General features: G+C 44.8%; 19 protein-coding genes and 1 pseudogene. 17 read left to right on the top strand and 3 right to left on the bottom strand.

Going from position 1 to position 22,455, the window contains the following annotated elements; genetic code table 11:
* Positions 1–22: 22 nt before the first annotated feature.
* From MKY75_RS24925 to csaA, 3 genes are all read left to right on the top strand, one after another.
* Complete coding sequence (locus MKY75_RS24925; RefSeq protein ID WP_340886961.1) at positions 23–1,114, top strand: FAD-dependent monooxygenase; 1,092 nt, start codon at positions 23–25, stop codon at positions 1,112–1,114.
* Between the two features lie 118 nt (positions 1,115–1,232).
* Positions 1,233–1,556 (top strand): putative quinol monooxygenase, encoded by a 324-nt coding sequence (locus tag MKY75_RS24920; RefSeq protein WP_340886958.1) that lies wholly within the window; start codon positions 1,233–1,235, stop codon positions 1,554–1,556.
* Positions 1,557–1,652: 96 nt separating this feature from the next.
* The gene (gene csaA / locus MKY75_RS24915; protein ID WP_063211748.1) at positions 1,653–1,985 is read left to right on the top strand and encodes a chaperone CsaA; all 333 of its coding nucleotides are present in this window, start codon (positions 1,653–1,655) and stop codon (positions 1,983–1,985) included.
* Between the two features lie 33 nt (positions 1,986–2,018).
* On the opposite strand, the gene MKY75_RS24910 is transcribed toward csaA, so the two are convergent.
* Positions 2,019–2,183: a hypothetical protein gene (locus tag MKY75_RS24910; protein ID WP_340886955.1), complete on the bottom strand. Its 165-nt coding sequence runs from the start codon at positions 2,181–2,183 to the stop codon at positions 2,019–2,021.
* A 240-nt stretch (positions 2,184–2,423) separates the two neighbouring features.
* On the opposite strand from MKY75_RS24910, the gene MKY75_RS24905 reads away from it, so the two are divergent.
* From MKY75_RS24905 to MKY75_RS24865, 9 genes and pseudogenes are all read left to right on the top strand, one after another.
* Positions 2,424–4,388, top strand: coding sequence for a translation factor GTPase family protein (locus MKY75_RS24905; protein WP_340886952.1), 1,965 nt, complete (start codon positions 2,424–2,426; stop codon positions 4,386–4,388).
* 313 nt (positions 4,389–4,701) lie between these two features.
* Positions 4,702–5,232, top strand: coding sequence for a DUF4303 domain-containing protein (locus MKY75_RS24900; protein WP_340886950.1), 531 nt, complete (start codon positions 4,702–4,704; stop codon positions 5,230–5,232).
* A 15-nt stretch (positions 5,233–5,247) separates the two neighbouring features.
* On the top strand, positions 5,248–5,889 hold the full coding sequence (locus MKY75_RS24895; protein ID WP_340886949.1) for a hypothetical protein: 642 nt from the start codon (positions 5,248–5,250) through the stop codon (positions 5,887–5,889).
* Positions 5,890–6,031: 142 nt separating this feature from the next.
* On the top strand, positions 6,032–6,559 hold the full coding sequence (locus MKY75_RS24890) for a hypothetical protein (RefSeq protein WP_340886946.1): 528 nt from the start codon (positions 6,032–6,034) through the stop codon (positions 6,557–6,559).
* Positions 6,560–6,843: 284 nt separating this feature from the next.
* A pseudogene (locus tag MKY75_RS24885) lies at positions 6,844–8,177 on the top strand (SMI1/KNR4 family protein).
* Between the two features lie 280 nt (positions 8,178–8,457).
* Entirely contained in the window at positions 8,458–8,991 is a 534-nt protein-coding gene (locus tag MKY75_RS24880; RefSeq protein WP_340886943.1) for a YceI family protein, read from the top strand.
* A 230-nt stretch (positions 8,992–9,221) separates the two neighbouring features.
* The gene (locus MKY75_RS24875; RefSeq protein WP_340886942.1) at positions 9,222–9,824 is read left to right on the top strand and encodes a class I SAM-dependent methyltransferase; all 603 of its coding nucleotides are present in this window, start codon (positions 9,222–9,224) and stop codon (positions 9,822–9,824) included.
* Positions 9,825–10,081: 257 nt separating this feature from the next.
* The gene (locus MKY75_RS24870; RefSeq protein WP_340887129.1) at positions 10,082–10,669 is read left to right on the top strand and encodes a sensor domain-containing protein; all 588 of its coding nucleotides are present in this window, start codon (positions 10,082–10,084) and stop codon (positions 10,667–10,669) included.
* A 100-nt stretch (positions 10,670–10,769) separates the two neighbouring features.
* Positions 10,770–12,569, top strand: coding sequence for a hybrid sensor histidine kinase/response regulator transcription factor (locus MKY75_RS24865; RefSeq protein WP_340886939.1), 1,800 nt, complete (start codon positions 10,770–10,772; stop codon positions 12,567–12,569).
* 398 nt (positions 12,570–12,967) lie between these two features.
* On the opposite strand, the gene MKY75_RS24860 is transcribed toward MKY75_RS24865, so the two are convergent.
* Positions 12,968–14,962 carry a serine hydrolase gene (locus tag MKY75_RS24860; RefSeq protein ID WP_340886937.1) on the bottom strand — a complete coding sequence of 665 codons (1,995 nt, stop codon included), beginning with the start codon at positions 14,960–14,962 and terminating at the stop codon, positions 12,968–12,970.
* 166 nt (positions 14,963–15,128) lie between these two features.
* Entirely contained in the window at positions 15,129–16,217 is a 1,089-nt protein-coding gene (locus MKY75_RS24855) for a GntR family transcriptional regulator (RefSeq protein ID WP_340886935.1), read from the bottom strand.
* A gap of 290 nt (positions 16,218–16,507) precedes the next feature.
* Here MKY75_RS24855 and MKY75_RS24850 point away from each other — a divergent pair, with 290 nt between their 5' ends.
* The 5 genes from MKY75_RS24850 (at position 16,508) to MKY75_RS24830 (ending at position 22,244) form a co-directional block, all read left to right on the top strand.
* Positions 16,508–18,121 carry a xylulokinase gene (locus tag MKY75_RS24850; protein WP_340886933.1) on the top strand — a complete coding sequence of 538 codons (1,614 nt, stop codon included), beginning with the start codon at positions 16,508–16,510 and terminating at the stop codon, positions 18,119–18,121.
* A 1-nt stretch (position 18,122) separates the two neighbouring features.
* The gene (locus MKY75_RS24845) at positions 18,123–18,818 is read left to right on the top strand and encodes an L-ribulose-5-phosphate 4-epimerase (protein ID WP_104497505.1); all 696 of its coding nucleotides are present in this window, start codon (positions 18,123–18,125) and stop codon (positions 18,816–18,818) included.
* Between the two features lie 39 nt (positions 18,819–18,857).
* Positions 18,858–20,282: an L-arabinose isomerase gene (gene araA, locus MKY75_RS24840; protein ID WP_029518894.1), complete on the top strand. Its 1,425-nt coding sequence runs from the start codon at positions 18,858–18,860 to the stop codon at positions 20,280–20,282.
* Positions 20,283–20,453: 171 nt separating this feature from the next.
* The gene (locus MKY75_RS24835; RefSeq protein WP_340886932.1) at positions 20,454–21,317 is read left to right on the top strand and encodes a hypothetical protein; all 864 of its coding nucleotides are present in this window, start codon (positions 20,454–20,456) and stop codon (positions 21,315–21,317) included.
* 138 nt (positions 21,318–21,455) lie between these two features.
* On the top strand, positions 21,456–22,244 hold the full coding sequence (locus MKY75_RS24830) for a class I SAM-dependent methyltransferase (protein WP_029518892.1): 789 nt from the start codon (positions 21,456–21,458) through the stop codon (positions 22,242–22,244).
* Positions 22,245–22,455: the final 211 nt, after the last annotated feature.

Below are 22,455 nucleotides of genomic sequence, written 5' to 3'. Positions count from 1 at the left end.
AGCTAAAATGGGGGAATGAAATATGCCACAAAACAAGTTTGAACATGCCATTATTGTAGGTGGATCTTTAGGTGGTCTAATGATGGGGCTCGCGTTATCTCGTTCTGGTTATACAGTTACCATTCTTGAACGTGTAGATTCATCATTAAGAAATGGTGCTTTTATTCGTTTACACACAAAGCCTTATAGTAATAGTGAAATTGAACGAGAATTAAGACACTTGGCATCCAATGGAAACAACAATGTTGAAGCCTGGTCAGCCATTCAAGAACGTTTGCGCAATGCGGTTGCTAAAGAACCTGGTATTACCCTTCAGTACAATACACGAATTGTTAGTGTTGGGCAAAATGAATCATCTGCTTGGGCTACCAGTGATGAGGAGCAGACGTTTAAAGGTGACTTTTTGATTGGCGCAGATGGATATCGGAGTATTGTCCGCCGCTATTTAAACCCTGACAAACCATTTGCAGATTATGCTGGCTATCTGGTTTGGGTAGGGAAGGTGGACGAAGAACTGCTGCCAAAGAAAGACTGGAAAAAACGGAAACTTTCGAGCGCTTATTTCAACAATAGTGCTGCCGGTACACTGACAACTGCGGTGATGCCAGGTATAGAGGGGGGGACCAATCCTGGCCAGCGATGGATAGGTTTTTGCTGGTTTGATCATTCGCATAATCAATTGCTGTCTGAGTTAGGGGTGTTAAAGGACGGGGTTGCCCAGCATTCCTTATACGGTGGAGATATTCCGGATTCGCTACTGGAAGAACTATCACAAACCAGCCAAGCAAATTGGAATAAAGAAGATGATGCAATTTTGCAAATCGCGATTAAGGACCGCAGTTTAATCGGGGCACCTGTTAATGAATACATCCCTAATATATTGTCAAAAGGAAGAATAGCCATGATCGGCGATGCAGCTCATACCATGTCACCAATGACTGGCGCAGGCTTTAATGACTCACTTGATGATACGGTTGCCATTATGGACTCCATTAAACAGTATCCGAATTCGATAACAAAAGCTTTGGGTGAATACCAAACACGTCGTTTAGATGTGGTTCGTCAAGATGTTCTTGGGGGCCAAGGCTTTAATCGTTCTATTGGACGATTATAACAGCATTAAACTAAGCCATTGATACACTGGAATTTCAAGCATAAACGGGGAATTCCCCCATTTGAGAAAACGGTAAAGCAAAAAAATACGAAGTATTTATAAATTAGGAGGAATTAACATGAACAATACAAAGAACCGTTACGTTACTGTACTCTGGGAGGCGAGAGCTAAGGCAGGGAGAGAAGCCGAGATGAAGGCATTCATGACTGCTGCTGTCACCCCGTCGCGCAACGACCTGGGCAACATTGACTACGAGGCTCACGAGGTAGAAGACCAGCCTGGCACATTCATCATCTACGAGCGCTGGGAAAACCGTGATGCCCTCGATCGACACCTGAGCGCCCCCCGGATGCAGGAACTGGTGCCACAGCTCTTAGAACTGATGGAGGGATCCATTGAGGAAGGGATTCGACTCCTGCAGCCGTTCCGCCCAGCGCAGTAAAATGCAACACCGAGCGGAACTCATTAAGTTCTGCTGGAAAGCGTGAGAGATATTTTCGTGAGCGGTTAAAGACTTTTTAGTGGAGGAGGCAAAACGTTGGCAACGATCGATGATTTTGCAGCACTAGATATCCGTGTCGGAACAATTAAGGAAGCGGAGTTTTTTGAAGAAGCAAAGATCCCTGCGATAAAGCTTAAAATTGATTTTGGACCGGAGATCGGGATGAAATCCTCAAGTGCACAAATAACTAAGCGTTACAAGGTTGAGGAAATTGTAGGGAAGCAAATTATAGGAATCGTCAATTTCCCTCCTCGGCGCATTGCGGGATTCAAATCGGAGGTATTAGTTTTGGGAGGAGTCCCGGAAAAAGGAGATGTTATTCTATTAAAGCCGGATACTGAAATACCTAATGGTACTCCTATTGCGTAAAAATAAGACTCTAAAAGCGGCTCAACCTTAAAATCAGTGCTTGACGATTAGAGCAACAGGCAGTGCCGATTGCATTTCCAGAAGAATGCCGTTTTTGTAGCGGTTACGATTGTAGCCCAACAAGGTGCCCAGACGTTTTCTGCTCTCACCATTTAGTGCATCCGCTGGACGATTTAGCAAAAGATGTTGCGATTTCAAACGAGCTTTCCCCCATGATGATAACGTATGATGAACGTTTTTCGCACTGCCTGCAGGCATTCGATCACATACCCGTTGCCCTTTCATGATGGCTAAGTCATCTACGCCGAGCACTCGTTGCTTTTATCCTCTATCTATGAAAAAAGACCCTCACTCAAAACCAACTCCTACCCACTCTCCCGATTTCTATGCTTTAATAAAATGAGTAGTATCAACAAGAAGCGTTGAAAGTGGGATTCTATGAAGCGACTAACGATTGGCCTGTTCGCCCATGTGGATGCAGGTAAGACAACTTTTGCGGAACAGCTGCTGTACCATACGAACAGTATCCGGTCCCGGGGGCGGGTGGATCATCAGGATGCGTTTCTGGACAGCCACGACATCGAGCGGGCAAGGGGTATTACGGTGTTCGCAGATCAGGCGGTAATAGAATATAAGGGAGATAGCTATTACATAATAGACACGCCCGGACACGTCGATTTCTCCCCGGAGATGGAGCGGGCGATTCAGGTCATTGATTATGCCATCCTGATTGTAAGCGCAGTTGAAGGTGTCCAGGGTCATACGGAGACGGTCTGGCAGCTGCTGCGTAAGCATCGGATTCCGACGTTCTTTTTTATCAACAAGACGGATCGGATCGGCGCGGATGCAGGCAGAACCGAGACGGATATCCGTCAGCAGTTGACGGGGGAAGTATGCTGCATTACACAGAGCTTCGCTGACGGCATAGTCGGTGAGCCGCTGCGGGAGGCCATGGCGGAGCGGGACGAAGCCTTGCTGGAAGCATTCCTGGAGGGGAAAGAGGATTCCAGATTTTGGATGGAGGCTTTGCAGAGGATGATAGCGGCGGGTCTTCTCTTCCCCTGTGCTTACGGCTCTGCGCTTCAGGATACAGGCGTCATTGAATTTCTGGATCAGCTGCATCTGCTGACGACGACTACTTATGACGAGAATGCTTCGTTCCAGGGGCGGATTTATAAAATTCGGCACGATGCAGGCGGAGCGAGACTCACGTTCATTAAGGCGCTGGGTGGTCGGCTGAAGGTGAGAGGACAGCTTAGTTACGAGAGCGGCGGCGTTCAATATGACGAAAAAGTTGCGCGGATCTTCTTGTTTAACGGTCTTAAATCGCAGCCAGTGGAACAAGTGGAGGCCGGCGATTTGTTCGCAGTTGCCGGTTTGTCTGCCGCCGAGGCCGGACAAGGCCTGGGGTCGATATCGGACAAGTTAGCTTACGATTCGGAGCCGACGTTACAATCGAAGGTAGTATTTGACAATTCGATACATGTACAGAAGGTGCTCGGTGCTTTTCGCATGCTGGAGGCGGAGGAGCCGTCTCTGAACGTCGTTTGGGATGAGAAATTGCAGGAGATTTCTATCCGCGTCATGGGATTGATTCAGCTGGAAGTGCTGGAGCAGCTTGTTAGAGAGCGGTTTGGCTTGGCTATCTCTTTTGGACAACCGGAAATCTTGTACAAGGAAACGATTCAATCGGCTGTGAAAGGGTACGGCCACTTCGAACCGCTCAGGCATTATGCGGAAGTGCATTTGCTGATTGAACCGGGAGCAAGGGGCAACGGCATCATGTTCGATAGCAGATGTCATGCCGATGATCTGAATATCAGCTATCAGAATCTGATTCGGAATCATCTCTACGAACGGGAGCATCACGGACTGCTGACCGGCATGCCGGTCACCGACGTGAACATTACACTGCTGAGGGGCCGCGCGCACAAAGAACATACCCATGGCGGCGATTTTCGTGAGGCTGCTTTTCGAGCACTACGGCAGGGTCTGGAGAAGGCGGACAACGTGCTGTTGGAGCCCTATTACGATTTCAAAATCAAGGTCGCTATCGATGAAATGGGCAGGGTGCTGTCCGATATTCAGCGTGCTTCAGGTACTTTTAATCCGCCGCAGACAACCGGAATGCAAGCGGTGGTCACGGGCAGGGTGCCCGTGTCGACTTTCATGAACTACAGTGCCGAATTTGCATCCTTTACGCATGGACGAGGCAGTATCCGCTGCGTGTTCAGCGGCTACGACCGCTGTCATAATACGGAGGAAGTCATAGAGCGGATGGGCTACCGCAAAGAGGCAGACCCATTGTATACATCCTCCTCTATCTTTTGCGCCAAGGGGGCGGGTTACTCGGTGCCATGGGATGAGGCGGAAGCCAAGATGCACCTTGAATTAGAACCTTGAATGAGCATTCGAATGGAGATGAAACTCCGGGTAGGAGAACGAGAACCCCTACCTCAAGTGACAGCAAAAATGTTGTAGTGAATACGAAAGAGTTCAAAAGAAGGCGTCTCAAAGCCGAAAAGTAACGGAGAGACACCCTCTTTTATCATGAGGGAGTGAATCGCGCATATTCCAGGATTCAGGCAAAAGGTAGGTAGATTTAGGGTGAACAATCTTTATAATGGAAATAAGATATAAACCTTTATAGGGCTAAGGGGCGATTGTCATGAAACCGATGCAAGAAATAGAGGCACTGGGGGCAGAGATTGCCGGTGTGGCTAGGACGTCCTTTCGTACTCTTTTTGAAAACGGCGAACGTTACTATTACTGCACGCTATTTACTACTGGAGAGGGACATGCGCCAAGCATCTCCGCCTGGTCATGGGAGGCCTTGGAGAGGGAAGCGGCCAGACAAGGAGAAGAAAGCGGCACGCCGGGATCAACGATTGCGGAACTCATCAAATGGTCCTATGCCGATTCACCCTACTGTTGTTTCAGGGATGAGAACTTCGATGATGTTAAACAATTGTTTATGGAGCGTCCTTCCATTGCGGAGCTTGAGGCTGACGATTGGAATCGTGAATTTGATTCGAGGCTGAAGGCCATGGAGCTGGCGATGAAAATGCTCGATGATGAAGGCGTGTTTGCCTTGAATCAACCGCGAGATTCCGTGTGCGTCCTTGTCGAGGTCATGCCGCCGGATGAGATCAATACCGAAATCGCCCTGCGTTTGAATCGGGCGGAGTCTCCGGCAATGCAAGCATGGCTGGCGGAAGCGGCGAGTGAGGGCATTCGCGTTTCTTGAGGGAGATGTTGTAAAATGCCTACGGAAAATCAAATGAATATTTTAGTTGAGAGAACAGATTGTATTCTTTATTATGCGGGATCGCCTCTATCGAACGAACATAGTGCAGGCTGGATCGGCGGGAATGCACCCGAATTTTTTGATGATCAAGAAGACCTCATCCAAGAAGGTAACCCAAAATATGTTTTTTACTTGAGCCTCGTCCATCCCTTTAAACCTGAGAGCATGATTTCGATCTTCATCCCTGAAGACTATGAGGAGTATTTGGAAAATAACATGTATCCTAATTGCCCGATCAAGGTGATTGAGCATCCCATTTCGACTGAAAGCGTCAAAGATATGTTTACTAACCCGGGTCTTATAAAGCATGTAATTTCAAACGGGGAACTAAGCCATGACGAAAAGTCGATGGATCAGCCTTATTTGATCAAAGTAGGCGGAAACCCGAGACTTATTCAAAATGAAGACTATTATTTTGCGAAGCTGAAGGAGGAGTCATTCTCTTTTTTATTTCAGGTAGATGAAGATGGCTACCTCGAAACGTTGCTTCAGGAGGATTACAATTATCCTTTTGGTTTTGGATCACTATATTTTTTTGCCAAAATGGGGACGACTGAGATACAACATCCAGTAGCGGGTTTTTGGCAATTCTCTTGATATAGCGTGGGGACCCTCGGGAGGACTTGAACGGCGGTGAGCCCGCCAAGCGATTTTTGGCGTGCGTATGTCCTATTCGCACAAGCAGGCAGCCCGCCCCTGGCGTAAACTGAATTATAATCAGTGAGCGAGGTGAACTTCCATGGCACAATCGAAGGAGATGCGTGCACGGGCTAAGAAATTTCAAGGCCGTCCGGTCTGTGTCACCCTGCACAGCGGAGAGACCTACGTCGGCTACATCACCGACGTTAATAGCGGCGGGTTGATACTTGCCAGTGCTGGAGCTCCTCCACGCGCTTCTTCCGGGAGGCAAAATTCCCGATCTCTCAAACGCAGAGCCAGTTCGCATGCCTCGGGCGTCCGTCTCGGCAACCGGAAAAGCGGTGCACGTAAACCGTCTGGCCGTTCGCGCTCCCGCAAGCCGGACGCCAAGGTGTCGGCATTCCTGCCGATGATGGGCTCGCTGTTAGGCGGCCTTGGCGGCTCCACTGCAGGCGCAGGAGGGCTTGGCGGTATGCTCGGCGGCGGCTTGCGGCTGTTCGGCATGATCCAGAAATTTGTCCCGGTCGTGAAGATGGGCTACGGCATGATCAAGTCCATTCGCCCGTTTCTCGGCGCCGTTAAAGGCTTGATGCCCTCGGCCAGTCCGGCCACGCCAGATAACGATTAATCGTATGTCTGTGAACTTTAAGCCCCCTTTGAGTGGTCAAAGGGGGCTAGTCCACAAACCATTATCACTACCACTGTCTAATCCAAATCGGTTTGAACTCGGAATAGCCCATTTCCTTCAGTAATCCCAGGCATGATCCAAAACGTGATTCATTCATATGGATTTTTCCTGTGGTACTCTAGATACATATCATTTTAAAGAGGTACGACCGATAGAAAAAATAATAAAATTGCTGGATAAGCAAACAAAGGAAACCTGGCTATGGTTAACAGGAGGGTTCAAATATGTGGTTTAGGAAGAAAGAAACGCAACTGGATCGAATAAAAAACAAACTGAGTCAAGCCATGCGCAAAGACGCGGATTTCTCGGTGTTTGGAGCATCCTCACATCAATATAGGGTTAAAGAGAAGCTTACAGCAAAAGAGCTGGCGAACTGGCAAACCCACAATCAGGTCACACTTCCTGTGTCTTACGCGCAGTTTTTAACGAACATCGGCAACGGAGGCGCCGGACCTTATTATGGAATGTATTCAATTGGAAAGGCAACTTCCTACACCGAGCGTCAGGCACTCCTTGCAAAATCCGTTCTGCATCCCGGGATGAGCAAAGAGGAATGGAACCATCTAATTGAGCCCCTGACTAAGGACGAGGACATTTCTGATGAGGAATATGACGACACCTGTAATAAGGTGCTGGGCGGCATGTTGTGCATAGGCACCCAAGGCTGCGAATATGACATGTATCTCGTACTTGAAGGGAAGTATAGGGGGAGAATTGTGTACACCTCCGATTTTCATCCCGATCATCCTTTTTTCTTTGTCTATGAAGACAGCTTTCTGGACTGGTACGAGCGTTGGCTGGATGAAATTATTCTGGATTATAATATCGGGTGGTTTGGCAGTCGAATGCCGGGTGATGAGAATGCGCTGATCCAGATTTATCAGAACGCTCCAAACGAAGAAATCCAAGCCAAAGCGCTTGATGGAATGTTTAAGTTTAAGAAAGTCTCTCAGCCAACCCTTGATTTTTTGAAAAATATTGCGGAGCAAAGCCCCCAAAATCGGACCACAGCCATTTGGCTCATCTGCAAAGCTTCTTTTGACACGGGTAGAACATATCTTCTGGAGCTGTTGCAATCGGATGAACATGAGGATTTCCTGCAAGCTTTACAGATTCTGCACGCTTCCAGTAAAACTGAGGATTTAACGGAGTTTATTCCAGTATCTTACAAAGGCTTGGCAGGATTCAAGACCCGGAAACGTTGCGTTATGCAGGGTATATCCTGGAGGATTACGGTGCGATTACTCTCAAGAACTTTGAACCCTTCTTGTGTCACGCCGACCCCAAAATGCAAACCACTGCCATCTATGCCGCGCGCAGTTGCGAAAACAAGCTGGGAAGCTGGCAGATCATTGAACAGATGTTGAGGGAGGGCGGCCCGGAGGTTCTGAATAACTTGTTTTTATACTGGGGCATTATTCCACATGAGAAGCTGCTGCCTTACTATAAGGCGGTATGGCCAGAATATAAAAGCAATCCAAATTTCAGAGAAAAATTTATCGGTTGTTTGCGAGAACTACATTTGCCAGATGATTATTTCGACAAAGACGAATCTTAATGAAGGTGTACATGAATTATCCATAAAATGCAAACCAATAAGGTTTAGAGTATCAGCCTCCAGATGATTGGCACCTGCGAGCTCACCTTGGATTTAATTATGACGTGGCAGAGCCTGAATATTCCGAAATCGGATTTACGAGGAAGCCGAAAAAATGCTAAAACGCTACTGACATCCCGTTGTCAGTAGCGTTTTTGTATATTAGGAGTATGCGAATATCGCAGTGCTTTGAGAGGGGCGACCTTTCTCAAAGATCTTATCGTAGAGGTGGAATTTATTCATGAGCAATATCAAGTGGGAAGTGGATCCGGACCACAGCTCCGTCGAGTTTTCGGTGACGCATTTAATGATTAGTAGAATTAAAGGAGTATTCGAGCATTTCCAAGCGATCTTGAGTTTTGACCCCAACGATTTAAAAACCATGGGTATTCAGGCTTCCATAGATGCAAATAGTATCACAACTCGCCAATCGCAACGAGATGAACACCTGAAGAGTGACGACTTCCTTCATGCAGCCAAGTATCCCACCATTACGTTTCAAAGCACCAGCTGCGTCCTTGCTGGCGAAAGGCAATATGAACTTACGGGCAATCTAACTCTGCATGGAGTAACAAAACCCATCACTTTTCATACCTTTTTTGAAGGACTAAACAAAGACCCTCGCGGCCGGGAACGTGTAGGATTTCATTCAACAGCCAGTATCGACCGCAATGAATTTGGCTTGACATTCAACTCGCCTCTGGAAAAAGGCGGGGTTATCGTCGGAAATGAAGTGAGAATCGAGCTTTATATCGAGGCAATTAGTATAGATTAGCAGTCCTAAAGACCATCCTTTTAGCGGGGTGGTCTTTAAACTTGCCGTTACAGGTAGGGTCGTGAACCGTATCACAAATTAGGGCGAAAATTTTGAAGCAAAATTGTACAGCAACGAACCAAGACTAAGAGCTTACTAATAAGAATGTGGACTAAATGCTATTGCTTCGATAGAATAGCATTCTAGATTGTTGTATTCAGGATTTTATTAGGGCAGATTGGAGATGTGAAATGGGAAATACGGATAAGTTTGAAATGATAGCGAATATATATGACACTTCGGAAAGAATTCAAATTGCAAAGGCATCATCTGATGCCATTCGTGAATATGTAGTTGACGCTAATAGTAAGAATGCTATTGATTTTGGGTGTGGAACAGGTCTTGTCGGAATGAGCTTGTTAAATGATTTTAATTCTATGCTTTTTCTGGATACTTCACAAAACATGATTAATCAAATAAAGCAAAAAATTACTGATCTTCACATTCAGAATGCAGATACATTATGTTTTGATTTTGAAAAGGAAGGTCTAACGGATTTACATGCTGACTATATTTTTATGGCTCAGGTTCTGCTCCATATTCATGATGTTGAATTCGTTTTATCCAGATTATTTGATGTTCTAAATGAAGGAGGACATTTACTAATCGTAGATTATAATAAAAATGAAAAAGTAGTTTCAGATATAGTTCATAACGGGTTTAATCAAGAAGAGCTGGCGGACATTATGACTAAAATAGGGTATAGAGATATTCAATCCAAAACTTTTTATAATGGAAGTAAAATATTCATGGGACAAGATGCATCTATGTTTATTCTTGATTCTCAAAAATAAGAAATGTTTCTGTCCAGGACATTTATACGATTTGTTACGTGTGATTGACAAGGGAAAAATAAGGAACTCCGCAAAATGGTATTTCATGAGGAAAATACATATATTCGTTGGATGGCGTATCGTGTAGATGAATTGTTTTTCCTCATTAGGTTTGCAGACCGTTTTCGCCTTGTGTCATATGACATTATGGCACTGGTAGATTTGACATCAAGAGCCGTAGGATACGACTACTACTTGTAAAGGATGTGGGCTCTTTGATGACAAGAACCGTCGTCAGCTTTATTCAAAATGGCTATTTCCTACTGCTTACTTTCGCTACCGGATTGTTTTACTTTTGCTTTTATCTGGTCGCTCTTACATTAGGCTTGAGTCTTTCGTTTACCGTCGCGGGCGTTCCTCTGATTACTCGCATTTTGCGAACTACAAACACCTTCCTGCAATTTGAACGCACACAGACCAAGATCTATACGGATATTACCACAGAGCTTTACGTTAAACCAATAAACACCGATGCCTCTATCTGGCTTCAGGCAAGGAAGGAGCTGCTAAATCGGCGCAACTGGATCGCTATCGGCTGGCTGATGCTGAAGCTCCCGGTGGGGATCTTAAGCCTCATTAGTGCGGCCTTGCTTTATATGACTCCACTCGCGATGATTTCGGCCCCGCTCCTCTTTCCGTTATTTAATTATTATTTTATGGGTGTGCTTATAGATACTGTGACAAAATCCGTATTGGTTTCGGTCTCAGGAGTTGTATTCACTATGGTGAGCTACAGGCTTGCGAACAGCTTGACGCGCATGCTAGGGGGCTACACCCGTCTTATGATCAAGAGTGTGAACCGTTAGCCGGAATGTCCCGGTCTGGATTTAAAAGTACTGTTGGATGATGGTCTGCTCTATAATAGTTACGTAATGTCATACTGAAAGTTTTTAGGGGTTGATGGTTTTGTTCGATATGGTAAGGCAGTGGTTCTGGTACGACTGGTTCATGCTTATGATCCGCCTGATTTGCAGTACTTCTCTCCTGCTCACTATCATAGAGCGGCAAGCTCATTTCACGCTGCCGCTTTGGGTTCTTGTGTTTTGGCAGCTTATTGCTTTTTCCGTTCCCTGGCTGTGCTTGCAGCTCAATTATAGATACTACCTGCTTACCGAGATCGTGATCCCGGGCGGGCTTTGCTTGTATTTAGTTTCGTTCTTTCCAGAGGCCTACCTCACATTCCTGGTATATGCATTTTTAATTGCCTCTAACAGCAAACAAAGAACATATCTTTGGTCAGGTCCTTTATCGATATTGCTCCTACCCGCTATAATTAAGCTGCTTGCAGAGCAGAGTGATTTTTGGGTTATGACCATTCAATTCGGGACGGCTTATGCATTCGGATTTTCCTTCCATTTATTGATGGTCAATCATCGTCAAAGCGAAATTATACGCGAGCAAAATGCGGTGCTGGAGCAGTACTTGTCCCAAATCGAGCGCATCACGCTGGCCGAAGAGCGGAATCGGCTCTCCAAAGAGCTCCATGATACCGTCGGTCATGCGTACACTTCCCTCATTATGGGATTGGAAACCTTGCGCCCTGAGCTAGAGACGGATACAGGAACGAAACGGCTCGATTCCCTATTGAACCTGGCCCGGCAAAATATGGATGAAGTGAGAGGCTATGTGCATCAAATCGAATCGCCGCATGAAGAACTCCCACTGCTTCAGTCTTTGCGGAAGCTGGCAGAGGAGTTTCAGGAGCATGCTAAGGTGTCGGTTCGTTTCCAGGCCTTCGGGGAGGAATACCCTGTAACGAAGCAAGCGAAGATAGCGCTGTATCGCTGCTTGCAAGAATCATTGACGAATGCCGTGCGTCATGGACACTCGACGGAGATTACGGTTCTGGTGCAATTCGAGCCTCAGCAGACGAGGCTGGAAATTCAAGATAACGGCTACGGGATGGAACATGGACGGGATGGCTTCGGCTTGAACGCCATGAAAGAGCGAGCGATGAATTTGCAAGGTCATGTTGGCGTCTATACCCAACCGGGCGAAGGCACCCTCGTTACCTGCACCCTGCCACGACAAACGGAGCTTAAGGATGAAGTCATCCGTCTGTTGGTCGTCGATGACCAGCCTTTTATCCGTGAAAGTCTGCGGACTCTTCTCGAGGAGCAGCAAGATTTGCAAGTCGTAGGGGTGGCAGAAGATGGCGAGCAAGCCATCGAGCTGTGCAGGCAGGCTCAGCCTCAGCTGGTGCTCATGGATTTGGACATGCCGAACCTGGACGGAATCTCCGCATCCCGTATCATAAAACAAACGTGGCCCCATATCCGCATCTTGATTCTCACTACGTTCGAAGATACTGGGCAGGCTTTGGAAGCGCTGCGAAGCGGAGCGGACGGATACTTATTGAAGTCGATGAAGCCGGTAGAGCTTGCCGAAACAATACGCACGGTCTATCGCGGAGGCACGCTGATCGATCAGGAGATGTCGCACAAATTGTTTGCACAGCTGGAAGCCGCCAAGAAGGGGGACGTTCCGTCGACAACCAAAGTAGCCGCGACCTATGATTTAACTCCACGGGAGCTTGAAATTTTACAGTTCGTGTCGAAAGGACTGCGATATAAAACCATTGCCTCCAAATTGTATTTATCCGATGGTACGGTTAGAAACTATGCGTCATCGTTCTATCTGAAGCTGGGGGTTCGCAACCGGGAGGAAGCAGTGCAAAAGGCCCGGGAGGCAGGGGTTTTGGAATAACCTTACGGCTCGATACGGATTTCCGTTGGATATGGAGAAAACTAAAAAACAAGCGGCAGCATCAGCAGCCGCTTGTTTCTTATTGTACAAGAAAACCCCCAGTTTGATCGGGGGTTCAGGAGATCTTATATAAAGTACCATTATATGAATTGGCAATTACAAAAAGGCAGATACCCCCCTTGTGGGGGAAGCCTGAGACCAATCGCGGTTGGCAGACTTTCGATACGCCTCCTTAGGTGCCTACCGTGCCCTTATCGGGCGGCTTTTGCTTGCCCGTAACATCCCCAAATGGGAAAAAGCGCGAGTCACGGGGAAATCCCCCCTGCACTCGCGTTTTTTTCGTTAATCCTGAAGTAAGCACTGTCCCTTACGGTAGAAAATCTATTTAACCTTTTCGATTAGTGACTGATTGGCAACGTATAGTAATTAAATGCTTGATCTAATAAGGCACTGGCTTCTTGACGCTTCAAGAGCTGTTTGGAGCGGAAGTCTATGGAGCCGTCTAAATTGATCTTGGTATTCGGGTCCAGGATACCTTGGGAAACCAGAGCTGTGACTGCTTTAACTGCCCAAGCATCCGTTTCGCCACTCAATTTAACCTTAATTCCAGGCTCAACCTGTTTCAGGTTCTGGATCATTACCGCCGCCATTTGTCTAGTGATAGGAGAATTAGGCTGATAATTACGTAGTCCGGCTATCATCTGCTTCTTATTCGGTTCAATCATGAAAGGTTGTTTATACCACCCGTGGGCGCGCAGCAGCACTTCTGAGAATTCTCCCTGAGTCATCGTTCCTTTCGGATCAAAGAGGTTGGCAGACTTTCCGCTCATGACTTTCAAAGCATTAAGGTTGTTTATATATGGAATATATTTACTATCCGCAGGTACATCAGAAAATGGTGAATCAATGTTTATTTTTTGCGCATAAGCAACGAGGTCTGGGAGCTGCATGTAATACAAATATGCAATATGGCCTGCTTCATTTTTATTAAACGTCAGTTTATTACCTGATTCATCTTCAAATAATAAAGGGTGGATCATTTTTAGTGTATGTTTGCCTGATGTTCCTGTCTCCATTATTAATTTCCCGTCCGAATACGAAACCTTCGTCCTTAAGGCAGCGATACGCGTGTTTTGGTATAATCCCACGTAGTCTTGGGCCTGCTGTTCACTTATTGTCGCGTAGGTTGACTGTGGAACTTCTGCTTTTCTCGGATAATAATGATTCATAAATTCTTCATACACGTCAAGACTCATCATGGAGTCGTTATTGTAAGACATGTACATCGCTGTATTCTTCTCAGGCAGAATAACAATCAAGGAAGAATGGCCTGTAACATTTCCTCCTTTTAGAATCACATGCTGATTATTCATCTTCTCTTTGAAGTAGCCCTCGAATCCAATTGTTGTAACCGGGAACTCCTTGTCGGGGAATAATTGGTATGTGTGCATTTGCTCTATGCTCTTTGGACTCACCACTTCTTTACCTTTGTACTTGCCTTTGTTCAGGTGCATAATGAGGTACTTCGCCATGTCATCTGCTGTTGAAACGATACCGCCTTCAGGTTTTTCCGTTGGTTTAAACCCATCCAAGGGTATCAGTTCACCTGTTGGCCCATAGTGAGCAGCCATTCGGTTTAACAATTGGGGGGTAAACCGCACATTTGTCGAAGTCATGCCTAACGGTTTGAAAATATTCTTTTCCATATATTTGGAGTATGACATGCCCGTTACGTTTGCTACTGCATATCCCGCTAGCATGAAACCAAAATTGTCATAAGTGTACGCTTCTCCTGGAGGCCTGACAACAGTTGGCATATTTGATGCAATGTACTTCTTCATTGGAAAATATTTGTCCGCGTATTCTGGATGCATTTCCATGAGAATATCTGGTTCATCAAATCCACTTGAATATGTAAGTAGATCAAACATCGTCAGTTTTTTTCCTGTTTTATTCGGAACCTTTATTCCTCCTAAATACTCTTGGATATCGTGTTTTAAGTCCATTTTCCCCTTATCGACCAACTGCATAGCTGCCAATGCAGTGAATGACTTTGTAACAGAGCCGATTTGGAAAACAGTATTTTTATCAACAGGAATTTTTTTGCCCTTGTCGGCATAACCGTAACCTTTGCTTAGCATCACTTTCCCACCTGCGACGACCACAAAATTAGAACCAACTGTATTAAACTTCTTCATCTTGTCCGCAAAAACACCATCTACAAAAGCTTCTAGTTCCTTGGGATCTCGCGGTCCCTCCAAGCTAGCCTTTTCAGATGCAACGGGTACGTTAACGGGTGCGGCAACTGACGCGCCGTTGGGTGCCATACATGCGGTAGTTATCGTAGTAGATAATAGTAGAACCGCGAGAATGGTGTAAATCATTTTTTCCATGAATGGTTTCTCCTTGAAATGTATTTTTGCCTTATAGCGTCCGGCAAAACCAAGTATGGCAAAGGACTTGTCATACCAACAAGATACATTTCGTCACCCACTATACCAAGTCACTCCAAAGTGTCATATGACAATTAGGCTTCTTACAAAGAATATTGAACCCCTTTCACTGCAGCCTCTTCTTTACCGTTTCCCCTTCAATTAATACAGGTTGATAATAGGTGTGGTTGCGTAGATCCTTTTTCCCTTGCAGTTTCTTAATAACCCAATCGGCGGCATCACGTCCCATTTGTTCCTGGGGGTGCGTTAATGTCGTTAGTTTGATGTTTGCATTCTTGGAAATATAGGAATTATCTTGACCAATAATGGATAAGTCTTCGGGCACAGATATCCCAAGTTGTCTGCATACATGTACAACTTCTAATCCAACCTCGTCGTTATAGCAAACAATTGCGGTTAACCCGCCTCTTTGTTCGGTTAGGAATTTTTTTAAGTTGGTGGACAGGTCCTGCTTCGTCTCTGTATAGAATGAGAGCACTTGCTCAGGGTGAAACCGTAACTTGGCTTCTCCAAGCGCTTTAATATATCCCTTCATTCGATGCTTTCCTTGTAAATCATCCATTTTGGCAATGATACCAATGTGTGTGTGTCCGTTAGCAATCAACTCTTTGGTTGCCAGATAGCTGGACTGTACGTCATCGAGACAAAAGAAGGGAACTTCCAATTCTTCATAATAAGCATTAATCATGATGAACGGAACATCCTGCTCCTTGAACGTCAGATAGTAAGAGATATTGGGATTATATAGATTGCTCTTCGTAGGCTCAATGATCAAGCCATCCACACCAAAGGACAACATCATCTCCAAAGCTTTCTTTTCCTGTGCGACATCATTATTTGTACTAGCTAATAGCAATGAATAATTATCTTCATTTAATCTGGCTTCAATCCCGCGAATAATAGAGGGAAAGATGTAATCAGAGATGTAGGTCGTGATGACTCCAATGGTTTTATTACTGGAATTCCCACCGGTTTTTGATCGGAATTGGTTGCTGACATAGGTGCCAGATCCTTTTTCACTTCTTAAAAAACCTTCGTTGGATAGTTCTAAAATAGCCTTTCGAACCGTCTGGCGACTAACTTTATACTTATCCTGCAAAGCCAATTCCGTTGGAATTTGTTCTCCTACGCTGTATGCTCCTGAAAGAATGTTGCTTTTTATATCCTCAAGGATGACCTGATACTTTGGTTTCACTTTATTCCTTCTTTCCAAGTTGTTCTAATACTAATTGATGCATCCATAATATTTGTATGTACATATTTTAGCATAATTATGAGTTTATTATAATCTATTGTCCTAGCTGTATAAATACTAAAGATAAAATAGAGAAATACTCGGTTCATCGTATTATTTGTAGGCATAACTATGTTTTAGTGTTGACAAATGTACGCACAAAAAATATACTAAGGCTGTAAACAAAAGAAAGCGCCTTCTTTCAATTATTGCGATTATAACAGTTGTTCAGAGAGAGGAGTAACGTGAGCATGGATCAAGACATTAAACAAGCGATTACTAAGGGAGAAACCTCACTTGGTATCGAATTTGGATCCACACGTATCAAGGCAGTGCTGATTGATCATCATTTTGAAACCATCGCATCTGGAAGCTATGAGTGGGAAAATCTCTTGGTAGACGGTTATTGGACGTACAACTTAGAGAGTATTATTACGGGTCTGCAAGAGGCTTATAGTGAAATGAAGCAAGAGGTTGAACAAAAATATGGGATCATCCTTCGTACCGTTGGTTCTATAGGATTCTCTGCAATGATGCACGGATATATGGCTTTTGACAGCAAGGGTGAGTTGCTTGTTCCGTTCCGGACTTGGCGGAATGCGACAACTGGTACTGCAGCAAAAGTTTTAACTGATAAATTCCAATTCAACATCCCTGAGCGATGGAGTATTGCTCATCTGTATCAAGCTATATTGAACGAAGAGCAACATGTCCCTCAGGTTGATTTTATGACGACGTTAGCTGGATACATTCACTGGTTGTTGACTGGCGATAAGGCGATTGGCGTCGGGGATGCTTCGGGCATATTCCCAATTGATGAGACTACACATGATTATAACGAATCGATGGTTAAGCAGTTCGATGAACTCATTGCGGCCAAAGGTTACGATTGGAACTTAAAAGACATTCTCCCTAAGGTTTATATTTCAGGCGAGCAGGCAGGTGTATTAACCGCCGCGGGAGCCAAAATCTTAGATAAATCCGAAGATTTACAACCAGGTATTCCGCTTTGTCCTCCAGAAGGTGATGCGGGAACAGGGATGGTCGCTACGAATAGTGTAAGAAAACGGACGGGCAACGTCTCTGTGGGAACCTCGGTTTTTGCCATGCTTGTATTAGAGAAGGATCTTTCAGCGGTATATCCGGAAATTGATCTGGTAACTACACCGAATGGTAATCCGGTCGGAATGGTCCATGCCAACAACTGTTCAAGTGATATCAATGCTTGGCTGGGCTTGTTCCGTGAGTTCTATGAGGCAATGGGGCAAAAGGTGGACCCGAATCATTTATTCAGTGTGTTGCTGAACAAGGCTTTGGAAGCAGACCCAGATGGCGGCGGTTTACTCAGCTATGGCTATTTGTCAGGGGAGAATATTACCGGAATAGAGAAAGGCCGGCCATTGTTTGTCCGCTCTCCTGAAAGCCGTTTCAATTTGGCCAATTTCATGCGGACTCATCTTTTCACTGCGTTTGCTGCTTTGAAAATCGGAATGGATATTTTGACAAAGAAAGAAAATGTCGCAATTGACAGCATTCTGGCTCACGGTGGTTTATTTAAAACCCCTATCGTCGGACAAAAAATTGTTGCGGCTGCCATGAATGTCCCGGTATCAGTGATGTCAACAGCTGGAGAAGGCGGGGCGTGGGGTATTGCTATTCTGGCTTCTTACATGATGAACAAGGATCAACAAGAAAGTCTGGAAGACTTCCTCGACCAAAAAGTATTTAGAGATGCTGAGGGGCAAGAAATTTCTCCCGACAGTTCCGACGTTAAGGGATTTGAGACATTCATGGAACGCTACACACAAGGTCTAGCAATTGAGCAGGCTGCTGTAGATAACCTAGTGGAAAACTGGAGGGATTGACGTGTTAGAGCAACTGAAAGAAGAAGTATTTCAAGCCAATCTGGATTTGCCTAAACATGGACTCGTGAAATACACCTGGGGTAACGTAAGCGCTGTTGATCGTGAGAGTCGCTTATTCGTGATCAAACCTAGTGGTGTTAGTTATGACACGATGAAAGCTAGCGATATGGTGGTTGTCGATTTTGATGGCAATGTTGTTGAAGGAGAAATGAGACCTTCATCAGATACACCGACTCACGCTGTACTTTATAAGCATTACGCAGAGATCGGCGGTATTGTACACACGCATTCGACTTGGGCAACGATTTGGGCTCAAGCAGGCCTGGATGTACCTGTAATGGGGACTACTCATGCAGACACCTTCTATGGTTCTGTTCCTTGCGCCCGTTTCTTGACGCAAGAAGAGATTGATCGTGGTTACGAAGCGGAAACCGGTCGTGTCATCATCGAAACTTTTGAGCAGCGCGGGCTGGATATTTTAGCAGTGCCGGGTGTTCTGCTTAAGGGTCACGCTCCCTTCACCTGGGGCAAAGATGCAAAATCGGCAGTCATGAATAGCGTCGTGTTGGAAGAAGTCTCGAAAATGAATTTATTCGCCCGAGAATTAAATCATTTTGCCGAAGAATTGCCGCAGCGTATTCTAGATAAACATTATTTACGCAAACATGGGAAAGACGCCTACTACGGGCAAAAGTAAGACCAACTAAACTAAAAAATGAAGAAAAGAGGATGAATGATGTCAACAGTAGGTACAAAACAGTTCTGGTTTGTCGTAGGTTCACAACATCTGTATGGAGAAGAAGCATTAGCAGAAGTCAAAGCACACGCACAAGAAATGACCGATGCCCTAAATAAGAGCGGCGTTCTGCCTTATCCGCTTGTATTGCAAGATCTGGCGGTTAGTGCAGACAAAATCACCAGCCTTATGAAAGAAGTCAACTATCGTGATGAGGTTGCTGGTGTCATCACTTGGATGCATACTTTCTCACCTGCAAAAATGTGGATTCGCGGTACTAAATTGCTGCAAAAGCCGCTACTTCATTTGGCCACACAGTACAATGAAAGCATTCCTTGGGCTACAATTGACATGGACTTCATGAACCTCAATCAGGCAGCTCATGGTGACCGTGAATATGGGTTTATCAACGCCCGCTTGAAGAAACAGAATAAAGTGGTTGTAGGTTACTGGGAACGTGCAGAAGTGCAAAAACAAATCGCAGAGTGGATGGATGTAGCGGTTGCTTATAACGAAAGCTTCAATATCAAAGTCGCCCGCTTTGGCGACAATATGCGTAATGTTGGCGTTACGGAAGGTGATAAGGTCGAAGCCCAAATTCAATTTGGATGGACTGTTGACTACTTCGGAATTGGCGACCTCGTTCAGTACGTCAATGCTGTGAAAGAAGAAGAGATTGATGCTTTGTTTGCGGAATACTCTGAACTTTATGAATTCGATTATGGTACTTATAGCAAGGAAGCTTGGGAAGCCAGTGTAAGAGTGCAAGCAAGCTATGAAATTGCTATTAAACGATTCCTGGATCATGGCGGCTATACTGCCTTCACTACGAACTTCGAAGACCTCTATGGTATGAAACAGCTCCCTGGTCTTGCCGTTCAACGTTTGATGGCACAAGGATACGGATTTGCTGGTGAAGGAGACTGGAAGACTGCAGCGCTCGATCGCCTGCTTAAAGTCATGAGCCATAACCAATCCACTGGCTTTATGGAAGACTACACCTATGAATTAGCGGCTGGTCAGGAATCGATCCTTCAATCCCATATGCTTGAAGTTGACCCAACGTTGGCGAGCAACAAGCCTAAAGTCATCGTTTCTCCGTTAGGTATCGGCGATCGTGAAGATCCAGCCCGTCTGGTATTTGACGGCAAGGCAGGAGACGGTGTGGTTGTTTCTATGGCTGACTTTGGCACTCATTATAAACTGCTGATCAATGAGGTTACGGCATTTGAACCGACAGTTCCTGCTCCAAATCTTCCGGTAGCCCGTGTACTGTGGAACGTGAAGCCTAACTTCCAGGATGGAGTTAAGGCATGGATTGAGAACGGTGGCGGTCACCATACTGTGGTTTCCTTGAATCTAACCACAGACCAAATTGTGACTTATGCAAAACTGGTTAACCTGGAATACGTAATTATTAAATAACTAGAAGATAGCCATCTATAAAAGCATTGGGTCAGTCCTTAGGATCCAATGCTTTTTATTGGTTTTCTAAGGATGTCGAGATAAAGGAAAGGTTCCTAAGCTATCTGGCGATATAACGAGATAATTGGATTCTCCTTAAGGTAATCATTTAATTCATAAGGATGTGATACTATGGCGAATGTACCAGCTACGAAAACGAAATTGGTTATCGTCGAAGGCATACCTGGCTCTGGCAAATCCACATTATCTAGATACATACATGACATGTTAAATACACATCAAATAGAATCGGAACTATTTTTAGAAGGAAATTTACGGCATCCCGCTGATTATGAATCGGTTGCATGTATGCCGAACGAAGAACTTGATCGGCTCCGATCAATCTATTCCGAGGTGTTTCATTACATTGATCCGTTCGTATCTTTGAATGGCAACGACTCTTTAATCGCATATGCGCTTGCGCAGCAATCAGCCCAAAATAAAATTCCTTCTAGTTTGTATGAGGAAATCCAGCGTTATGAAATCTACGATGGAGTACCCGTGGAAAAGTACTGCGAATTGATGATCCAACGTTGGAAGTCTTTTGTTAAAGATCAGCGAGAAAAGGAAAAGCTAATCATACTCGAATGCTGTTTTTTACAGAACCCAGGGTGTGCATTACTCGCCCGGCATGATGCTGGAAATGATCGATTTGTTCGGCATGTATTACAGATTGCGGAGCAAATTCAGGAGTTAAATCCAATTTTGTTCTATTTGAAGCAACCTGATGTGCGTGAGACGATTGAGCGAGTAAAAACGATGAGATCTCAAGAATGGTTAGATTTCGCGATTTGGTACCATACAGAGCAAGATTATGGAAAGAAGAAGGGGCTTCATGGGTACGAGGGATATATTCAGTTCCTTGAACATCGACGAGAGCTAGAATTACAAATTATTGAGCAACTTCCTTTTCAATCGTTTGTTATGGATAACTCCGATTATGATTGGGTGAATCAACAACAGACTGTTTCGAATATCATGATGAAGTATTTATAAACCATGAAGCTCATTCGAGGAAACGTTAGTGCAATTAGAAAGGGCCTGTCCCGTAAAGATTGGCCCAAAAACTTGCCGTTACAGGCAGCCCTGTGACTCTCATGTTTTAAAAGTTCAGTAGAGAGAAGGTTATAAGCTATGAGTGATTATGGTCCAGATCTATTTAAAGGTACCGCTTGGTACTACTCTAGGTATCGACCTCCTTATCCTTCGTCGCTTATTCGGTTTTTAGTTAACAAGTTTTCTCTGAATGGGGAAGGTCGCTTGCTTGACTTAGGATGTGGAACGGGTCAGCTAGCTCTAAGATTTAGTGATTGGTTTGAAGAAATAGTAGGTGTAGATACTGAATCAGAAATGCTAGATGAAGCAAACCGTTTGTCCAGTGATAAAAGGTTGGACAATGTTAAATGGGTACAAGGAAGGGCGGAAGAGCGCGTATGTGACTGGGGTGTCTTTCGCCTCGTTATAATTGCGAAAGCATTTCATTGGATGGATAGAGAGTCCATTCTTGACATTCTGTATAACAGTTCTGATACTAATGGTGGCGTAGCTATTATTGATAATACTGGGAAGCAGGAACCCTTACTTTGGCAACTCAAGGTCAACGAAGTAGTGAGACGTTGGCTAGGAGACGCAAGAAGAGCTGGTAATAGCACTTACACTCCCCCAAAGGAGAGGTATGAGGATATTGTAAGAAAATCTGGATTCAAAAATGTCCAAAGACATATTTTACCGAGTTATTCATATACATGGACTGTTGATTCGATCATTGGAAATCTGTACTCTACATCATTTGCTTCAAGACGCCTTTTTGGTGATAATTTAGTACGATTTGAAAATGATTTAACATCTGTTCTACTAGATATGGACTCCACGGGTGTGTTTACCGAAGAATTGTCAGTGTCTGTTATTACTGCTAGTAAGTGAAGCCCCAATAATACAGCGTGTTGAGATTCATTCTTATTATTTTGCAAAGAAAATTCTCACTTTTTAGCAGAAATGATTTATAATTATCAGATAATAGACAATATAATTTTTAAAAGATTATATTTTAGTTATAATAGAGACAGAAAAGATATGTTCCTGAGTGGAGCCTTGCTTCTTGTATCACCTAAGCAGGAGGGCCTGCTCTTTTTTG

Source organism: Paenibacillus sp. FSL L8-0663, assembly GCF_038008125.1.
Lineage (GTDB): Bacteria > Bacillota > Bacilli > Paenibacillales > Paenibacillaceae > Paenibacillus > Paenibacillus polymyxa_D.
The sequence above is the reverse complement of the archived record's forward strand: the minus strand, read 5'-3'. Positions and strand labels throughout refer to the sequence as shown.

What these genes read in the sequence shown, in the direction of transcription:
- MKY75_RS24830 (WP_029518892.1), top strand. Translation starts at nt 21,456, where the DNA reads ATGAGTGATTATGGTCCAGATCTATTTAAAGGTACCGCTTGGTACTAC.
- MKY75_RS24860 (WP_340886937.1), bottom strand. Translation starts at nt 14,962, where the DNA reads ATGGAAAAAATGATTTACACCATTCTCGCGGTTCTACTATTATCTACT.
- MKY75_RS24920 (WP_340886958.1), top strand. Translation starts at nt 1,233, where the DNA reads ATGAACAATACAAAGAACCGTTACGTTACTGTACTCTGGGAGGCGAGA.
- MKY75_RS24880 (WP_340886943.1), top strand. Translation starts at nt 8,458, where the DNA reads ATGAGCAATATCAAGTGGGAAGTGGATCCGGACCACAGCTCCGTCGAG.
- MKY75_RS24925 (WP_340886961.1), top strand. Translation starts at nt 23, where the DNA reads ATGCCACAAAACAAGTTTGAACATGCCATTATTGTAGGTGGATCTTTA.
- MKY75_RS24875 (WP_340886942.1), top strand. Translation starts at nt 9,222, where the DNA reads ATGGGAAATACGGATAAGTTTGAAATGATAGCGAATATATATGACACT.
- araA (WP_029518894.1), top strand. Translation starts at nt 18,858, where the DNA reads ATGTCAACAGTAGGTACAAAACAGTTCTGGTTTGTCGTAGGTTCACAA.
- MKY75_RS24905 (WP_340886952.1), top strand. Translation starts at nt 2,424, where the DNA reads ATGAAGCGACTAACGATTGGCCTGTTCGCCCATGTGGATGCAGGTAAG.
- MKY75_RS24835 (WP_340886932.1), top strand. Translation starts at nt 20,454, where the DNA reads ATGGCGAATGTACCAGCTACGAAAACGAAATTGGTTATCGTCGAAGGC.
- MKY75_RS24870 (WP_340887129.1), top strand. Translation starts at nt 10,082, where the DNA reads ATGACAAGAACCGTCGTCAGCTTTATTCAAAATGGCTATTTCCTACTG.
- MKY75_RS24850 (WP_340886933.1), top strand. Translation starts at nt 16,508, where the DNA reads ATGGATCAAGACATTAAACAAGCGATTACTAAGGGAGAAACCTCACTT.
- MKY75_RS24890 (WP_340886946.1), top strand. Translation starts at nt 6,032, where the DNA reads ATGGCACAATCGAAGGAGATGCGTGCACGGGCTAAGAAATTTCAAGGC.
- MKY75_RS24895 (WP_340886949.1), top strand. Translation starts at nt 5,248, where the DNA reads ATGCCTACGGAAAATCAAATGAATATTTTAGTTGAGAGAACAGATTGT.